Source organism: Streptomyces sp. NPDC002130 (assembly GCF_040296465.1).
Lineage (GTDB): Bacteria > Actinomycetota > Actinomycetes > Streptomycetales > Streptomycetaceae > Streptomyces.
In genome coordinates this window covers 1-1,041 of sequence record NZ_JBEOXI010001264.1, presented here as the reverse complement: position 1 = coordinate 1,041, position 1,041 = coordinate 1, and the positions used below count along the sequence as shown (strand labels likewise).

The following is a 1,041-nucleotide window of genomic DNA, read 5'->3' as shown; positions in this document are numbered from 1 at the left end:
CAGCGTGCTCGACCCACTGCCACACCAGCCGACAACCGGTGGATACACTCAACAGTGCCCCACGTAACGGCACACCCAAAGACGGCACACAAACCCACGGAGAGGGCACATGGCGAGCACCAAACCTGACGGCATCAGCGACCGCGTTCGAGCCCTCGGAGCCATGAAAGATCGCCGCGACGGCAAGACCTGGGCCGAAGTTGCGGAGGCATGGGGCTACCAGGACAAGAGCACCGCCTGCCGCGCCGTGAGACGTGTCCTCGAGCGCGTCGAAGGCGAAACCGCCGACGACTACCGCGAAGTCATCGCAGCCCGCTACGAGGCGCTCTGGGCGAAGTCGTGGGAAGCGATCAACGCGGCGGAAGCGAAAGGCCAGTTGGTCGGCAAATCGCAGCTCGTCGCATCGGCCCGCGGTGTGCTGGACAGCCTCGCGAAACTGCAGGGCTTGCAGGCGTCGACGAAGTCCGAAGTCACCGTCGTCACGCGTACGGCGATCGACTCGGAGATCGAAGCATTGTTCGGGAAGGCCGGCATCAGTTCCGGTGAAGAAACCACCAACCCACAGGAGAATTCATGACAGCACAGAAGTTTCGGAAGAAGCCCGTCGAGATCCAGGCAGTGAAGTGGGACGGCACCGCCGAATTAGCGAAACCAATCATCGAGTGGATCATGTCGCAAGGCGGCACCGCTGCTTACGACCGAATCCCCGTCTCGGCTAGCCGGTTCAACAACCGCTACGACGAACGGATCCACATCAACACTCTCGAAGGTTCGATCACCGCGAGCCCGAACGACTGGATCATTCGAGGCGTTCAGGGTGAGTTCTACCCCTGCAAGCCTGACATCTTCGCAGCCACATACGAAGCCGTGTCTGGCGGTGCAGCATGAGGCAACCGAGCGTCGGCGACGTCGTCCACTACCAGTCGTACGGCACCCCGGGCGGTGAGACGACGGCCCGCACGAAGCGTTCGCCGTCCCGGTACTGGCGGAGCTTGGCGTCCAGGCCGAGCAGCTTGCGCAGGGCCAGGTCCAGGCGGGAGG

Annotated in this window: 2 protein-coding genes and 1 pseudogene; 2 read left to right on the top strand and 1 reads right to left on the bottom strand. The window is 63.1% G+C overall.

The features are described 5' to 3' along the window. Positions 1-109 precede the first annotated feature (109 nt). Both ABT116_RS50150 and ABT116_RS50145 read left to right on the top strand, forming a co-directional pair. The gene (locus ABT116_RS50150; RefSeq protein WP_351648498.1) at positions 110-577 is read left to right on the top strand and encodes a hypothetical protein; all 468 of its coding nucleotides are present in this window, start codon (positions 110-112) and stop codon (positions 575-577) included. Continuing rightward, entirely contained in the window at positions 574-888 is a 315-nt protein-coding gene (locus ABT116_RS50145; RefSeq protein WP_351648496.1) for a hypothetical protein, read from the top strand. The genes ABT116_RS50150 and ABT116_RS50145 overlap by 4 nt, the downstream gene beginning before the upstream one ends. Positions 889-931: 43 nt before the next feature. Here the strand turns inward: ABT116_RS50145 and ABT116_RS50140 are convergent. After that, positions 932-1,041 (bottom strand): annotated as a pseudogene (locus ABT116_RS50140) (zinc-dependent metalloprotease); the annotation flags it as partial.

Coding starts and splice junctions, on each gene's coding strand:
- ABT116_RS50150 (WP_351648498.1), top strand. CDS start 110: ATGGCGAGCACCAAACCTGACGGCATCAGCGACCGCGTTCGAGCCCTC.
- ABT116_RS50145 (WP_351648496.1), top strand. CDS start 574: ATGACAGCACAGAAGTTTCGGAAGAAGCCCGTCGAGATCCAGGCAGTG.